General features: G+C 69.7%; 4 protein-coding genes and 1 pseudogene. 3 read left to right on the top strand and 2 right to left on the bottom strand.

Annotated features, from left to right (window positions below; translation table 11 throughout):
• From AQI95_RS43895 to AQI95_RS43880, 3 genes and pseudogenes are all read left to right on the top strand, one after another.
• A partial coding sequence (locus AQI95_RS43895; protein ID WP_244189123.1) for an ATP-binding protein occupies positions 1 to 330 on the top strand: 330 nt, incomplete at its 5' end.
• Positions 331 to 1,278: 948 nt separating this feature from the next.
• Positions 1,279 to 2,361: a polyprenyl synthetase family protein gene (locus tag AQI95_RS43885; protein WP_067137073.1), complete on the top strand. Its 1,083-nt coding sequence runs from the start codon at positions 1,279 to 1,281 to the stop codon at positions 2,359 to 2,361.
• An 84-nt stretch (positions 2,362 to 2,445) separates the two neighbouring features.
• Positions 2,446 to 3,516, top strand: a pseudogene (locus tag AQI95_RS43880) (polyprenyl synthetase family protein).
• Here the strand turns inward: AQI95_RS43880 and AQI95_RS43875 are convergent.
• Together AQI95_RS43875 and AQI95_RS43870 are read right to left on the bottom strand one after the other, a co-directional pair.
• Complete coding sequence (locus AQI95_RS43875; protein WP_067137071.1) at positions 3,467 to 4,849, bottom strand: wax ester/triacylglycerol synthase domain-containing protein; 1,383 nt, start codon at positions 4,847 to 4,849, stop codon at positions 3,467 to 3,469. The pseudogene AQI95_RS43880 and the gene AQI95_RS43875 overlap by 50 nt on opposite strands.
• A 5-nt stretch (positions 4,850 to 4,854) precedes the next feature.
• Positions 4,855 to 5,436 carry a hypothetical protein gene (locus tag AQI95_RS43870; protein ID WP_067137069.1) on the bottom strand — a complete coding sequence of 194 codons (582 nt, stop codon included), beginning with the start codon at positions 5,434 to 5,436 and terminating at the stop codon, positions 4,855 to 4,857.
• Positions 5,437 to 5,659: the final 223 nt, after the last annotated feature.

Here is a 5,659-nt window from a genome sequence, read left to right as displayed (position 1 = left end):
ACCGTCAAGGCCGAAGACCCCGGCACGGCCGTCCTCATCGTCGCCGACGACGGCCCGGGCATCCCGCCCGAAGACCGGACCCGGATCTTCGACCGCTTCGTCCGCCTCCAGACCGCCCGCGCCCGCCAACCGGGCCAATCCACCGGAACCGGACTCGGACTGTCCATCGCCCAAGGCATCGCCACAGCCCACGACGGCACCCTCAGCGTCGCCCCCGCCCACTCCGGGGAAGCCGCCAACGGCCCCGGCGCCGCCTTCACCCTCCGGCTGCCCATTGGGACCGACCCCGGCCACCGGCCAGCCCCCGCGCAGCCCAAAACCGACCTGTGATCACCGGCACCCGCCCCGGCGGGCAGTACGCGGGTGTGTCAACTTAAGGCGGCGGCAGTCCTGTGGCGGCTACCGCAGCGCGGCGCGCGGGGCCTATAGGTCGCCAGCCCCAGATCAGGCTGCTCCGGGGCGAGCTTGTCTGACAGATGATCACCCGGTCTGTTCGCGGAGCCAGCAGTAGCCGCCCACGGGCCGACACCCTCTGAGCGCCTCCTCGGACCCGGGCAATGTCCACTCCATGGGCCGGATCGCGCTGCCTAGTTCAGAGAAGTCACGAGACCGAAGCTGATGGCGCCTGACCAGATGGTTCGGGGCATCGGCAGACCTCCGTGATCACCCCGAGCACCCCGAGCCTACGAACGGCCCCAGCGTCCCGCATGCGCGCTCCCGGCGGCCGCCCCACCCTGGATGAGTGACCGGGGCGCCGAAGGTCGTCGTCTACCCGCCGGCCGAGGGTGGTGGTCGGCGGGTCCGCGTCGGCAGCCGGTTCTAGGGGATGGCGTACACACTGCTCGACATCGCCGAGTTCCTACGCCGGACGGGGGTCGAAGACGTCGAGCCCGATGATGTGGCGAGCGCGGCCTGGGTGGAGTGGCGGGGCGCTGAGCCAGATGTGTGGGCGCCGCCCGGGTAAGTCGGAGCGGCTTCGACCACATCACCGACCCCTGACCTGCCCTGGTCGGGCCCGCGGTCGGCGTGGTCCGGGGGGTGGTAGCGGAACAGCCGCTGCACGTCTCGGAATTCACATCGCGTCTGTATGCAGGGGCGGTGTCGGCGCGTGTTCTTGAACGGTCCGGGTCGTTGGATGGATCATGCAGACCAAATGGGCGACGCGGCCGACCAGCGGCCCAGGTTGCCGCCAGAGCCCTGACGCAGGGCGCAGCCCCTACGATCACCTTCCTCCGTCCCGATGGGGCGCGACTCTGCTCGGCTGGGAGTGGTGAATCGGTGACTTCGGGTGTGGTCGACGCGCAAGCGATCGATCTGCGCGCGGTGCAGCGCCAGGTAGATGCAGTGCTTGAGGACTTCCTGTCCGAAAAGGCCCGTGCGGCGGCGGGCCGGGGGCATCCACCAGAGGTGGTGCAGGCCGTGCGGGACTTCTTGGCAGCCGGCGGGAAGCGGATCCGCGCGTTGCTGTGTGTGGTGGGCTGGCATGCCGCAGGCGGAGACGGGCAGGCGACGTCGGCGTTGCGTGTGGCAGCGTCGTTGGAGCTGTTCGTGGCCTTTGCCCTCATCCACGACGACATCATGGACGACTCGGCCAGCCGCCGGGGCCGCCCCGCCGTCCACCGCGTGATGCGTGCCCGGCTGGGAGAGGACGAGCGGGCTGACCGGCTGGGCGCGGGTGGCGCGCTGCTGGTGGGGAACCTCGCGTTGATGTGGGCACAGGAGTTGCTGCACACCGCCCGGTTGGAGCCTGAACGCCATCGGCTGGTGCACAGGCTGCATGACGCGATGCTGGAAGAGGTGATGTACGGCCAGTACCTGGATGTGATGGGTACCGGCCGTGGCGCCGACGATGTCGAGGCAGCCTTGCGGATCATCCGGTACAAGACCGCCACCGCGACCATCGAGCGGCCTCTTCAGCTGGGGGCTGCTGTGGCCGGGGCCGGGGCCAGTGAGGACACGATGGATGTCTTCACACGGCTGGGCCTGCCGCTGGGTGAGGCGTTCCAACTGAGGGACGACCTGCTGGACGTCTTCGGCAGCCCGGACGGCGCGTGCGGGCCGGGCCTGAGCGATCTTCGGGAAGGAAAACGGACCGTTCTGCTGGCGCTGGGCCTGCAGCGTGCCGACCAGATCCAGCGGGAGCGGCTCCGTCACCTCGTGGGCCGGGCCGACCTGGGGGAGAGCGAGGCGGCCGAGGTACGGACGATCCTGCAGGACACCGGGGCACGGGAGCAGACCGAGCGGATGATCGCTTCCCGCTACGAACAAGTGCTGCAGGTCCTGGACGGGGCCGGCTTCCCGCAGGCCGCGGACCGTGCTCTGCGCGGCTTGGCGGTCACCGCGACCCGGTACACCTCCTGACATCGCGCCGCGTTCCCGGGGCACCAGCCCTCACCGCTGCGCGTCTACAACTGTGTCACCCAACCCGAGCAGGAAGAACTCGTCATGACCCAGCAGGTTCTCGATCGTGTCGCCGGATACGAGCGCCGGTTCAACACGCTCTTCGAGGAGTACTTCGACACGTTGAGCGCCGGGATCGATGCGCCGTCGTTCAGCCGTTTCACTCCAGAGTGCCTGCAGTTGCTGCGGGAATTGTCCTTGCGGGGCGGCAAGCGGATGCGGGTCGTCCTGCTGCATGAGGCAGCTCGCCTGGTAACCGGCGAGCCGGTCGAAGGACTGGACGCCGCCGCGCTGAGCATCGAGCTGCTGCAGACCCACGGCCTGGTGCACGACGACCTCATCGACGACAGCCCCACCCGCCGCGGCGGCCCTTCCACCTACTACGCCTACCGTGAACGGTTCCCCGGCCACCCACGGACGGCCGTTGGTCTCACCGTGCTCGCTGGCGATCTCGCACTGGCCCTGTCCCTGCGGGTGCTGCTGGACGCGAAACTGCCTGTCACGGTGCGGCAGGCCATGATCGAGGTGCAGACGCGGGCGGCGGCCGACACGTTCGTGGGCCAGATCATCGACCTGGAACGCGACTTCAGCGCCACCGCCGGGGAGGAGATCTTGCACTGCGTGGCCGACTACAAGTCCGCCCGCTACTCGATCCTCGCCCCCATGCAACTCGGACTCCTGGCCGCGGGCGAGCAACCGGACCTCGTCGTCTAGGAACTGCGCGAGTACGCACGGCTGGTGGGGATCTGCGGGCAGATGCGCGATGACTACCTGGACCTGTTCGGGGACGCGGTCACCATGGGTAAGCCGACCGGCACCGACATCCGTGACGGGAAGCACACCTACACCGTCAGTGCCCTGCTGTCCGCCGTCGATGGCACCGAGCGTGCGCTGGTGCAGGCCGCGCTCGGTGACCCGTCTTGCACGCCGGAAACGGTCGCCGCAGTCCGGGAGATCGGTGAGAACCGTGGTGTGACGGTCCGGATGCAGGCGGACATGCGGCGCTATGCAGAGCAGGCTTCCACCGTGGCCGCCGGCTGGAGGTCACAGTGGCGTGAGGAAGCGGTCACCTTCTTCGAACACCTGCCGCTGTGGAGCATCGAGCGAGCCATGTGACCAGCGCACGCACGACGGTTGTGGCGGACCCGGCCGGTGTGCGCCCCGCGGGCGCGGGATCGGAACCCGTGGTCGGCGGGGCTGGGGCCGCCAGGTCCGCGAGGGCCTGACGCCAGTGTGCGGGAAGGCTGACGGCGCCGGGGAGGGCTTGGTCGATACGGAAGCATGCACTGGTCGTGTCCCCGTAGCTGACCGCCACAACGGCCATGGGGACGCCGGGCGGGCAGCAGATGATGGGGTCGATGCGGTGTACTGCCGCCTCGCCGTAGTGCAGACGTTGGCGCACCACGACGTAGGAGGCGCATACGGTAAGCCGACCCGGGACGGTGCTCGCGGCCACGAGGCGCTGGAGCAGCCGCCGGGGAAGGCGGGTGAGAGCCGCTCGGTGCACCGTCTTGTGTCCGGCGGACTTCAGGGCAGGGGTGACGGCCCGTGTGCGTTCCAGCCGCCGGCCCACAGGCATGGTGGCGCCGGGCAGGTCGATCCGGGTCAGGAACAGCCGGTTGCCGGGCGCCGCCACTTCGTCGGGCGTGCGCAGGTTGACGGGAACCATCACGGGGATCGCCACGTTGGTGGCTCGGGGCCAAGCGTCTTCGGCCCATTGGGTGATCGCGTGGACCAGGGCGGTGAGGTAGATGTCGTTGGTGCCGGCTCCGCCGGCGCGGGCCGCGGTATGCAAGGCAGCGGAGGGCGTCTGGGCCCACAGCGTGTGACGGCGGCTGGACGGCGGATGCGCGGCGGACTGCCACATCTGGTGCCGGCGCGCGTGGCGCTGCAGAGTCACGGCGCTGCGCAGGGCTTGGCTCAGGCGGGGCCGAGGAATCGGGGAGACGTCCCGGGTGAGCACTGAGAACTGCTCCGGCAGCAGATGCGGCCCGAACAGCACTTCCATGATCGTGACGACGTTGGCGCCGTCCTGGACGGCGTGGTGGGTGAGATACAGCAGAGCGAACCCGTCGGGCACGTGACCGTGCAGGAGGATCATGCGCCAGGTCGGGGCCCCCTCCGTCCAAGGCTCTCGCAGCAGAAGCCGCACAGTCGCCTCAAGAGCCTCCGGCTCACTGGCCACCCGCTGATCGCGAACATGCCGGGCCATATCCGGGACGGCAAGGATCCACCGTGCCGCCGGCCCGTCGCCAGTCAGGACATGCGACAGACAAGGGAGATCGGCAAGGCGCGCGGTCACGTGCTCCCGCAGACCGGCCAGATCGGGCACGGCGCCGGTCAGATGCAGCACCACCTCGACCGTCGCGTTGGCCTCCGGGTGCTCCGCAAGCTGTTCGGCCTTGACCATGACCAGATCGGCGGGGCTCGGATCCGGGAACCGGTTCATATCCGTTACCCCAGGAGTGTGTAGACAGGTGCGCTGACCGCCGCGCCGATCAGCACCCCGACAGTGACCTGGCCAACGGTGTGGCAACGCAGCCGGATCCGGGACCAGCCGATCAGCACCACCAGGGGGGTCAGCACAAGCAGCCAGGGGCCGAAGTCCGTTGCCAGGATGGTCAGGGCGCCGGAAGCGACCGCGGAGTGAACCGACACCTTCCAGAAGAAGGTGATCACCAGTAAGGCGAGCAGGACGGCGAGCATCGCCGTCACCAGGGCCGTCACCTCGACGGGAGCCCTGAGCCCGTACAGCAGCGCGGTGCCGGTGATGACCGAGGCCATCACCCCGGGAGCGGCCACGATACGATCCTGCCGCCGCCGCACATGCCTGTCCCCCCAGTACCGGCGGCGCTCACCGAACCCCAGGATCAGCGTGGGCAGCACCGCCGTGAACACCGCCGCGAACACCCCCCAGCCGATGCCGGCCCATCCACCGTCGTGCCAGCCCACCAGCGGAGCCAGGAAAAGTATCCAGTTCCGGGGCTCACCGCCGTCACTGAGCAGCCAGGCCCAGCGCGCCTCGCCCCGGGGCACCACCTCGCCCGCAGGCGGATGGGACGGGCCGGGCGGCGGGGCGGATGCGGCCGGTGAAGCAGCCGAAGCCGCAGTGTTGTGTTGCGACACCTCTGAAAGCCCCGCCCCTCACGTGGTGTTGCCGCCGTGTGCGGCGTTCATCATCGAAACGACGCCCTCGCGGGGCCGGTCACGGCACCCGCACGCCCTGCCCGATGCCAGTCGGCGTTCCCTGGGCCGTGCG

Origin of the sequence: Streptomyces yokosukanensis (assembly GCF_001514035.1) — a bacterium.
Classification (GTDB): domain Bacteria; phylum Actinomycetota; class Actinomycetes; order Streptomycetales; family Streptomycetaceae; genus Streptomyces; species Streptomyces yokosukanensis.
Note: the sequence above shows the minus strand (reverse complement) of the source record. Positions and strands in the feature narration are given on the sequence as shown.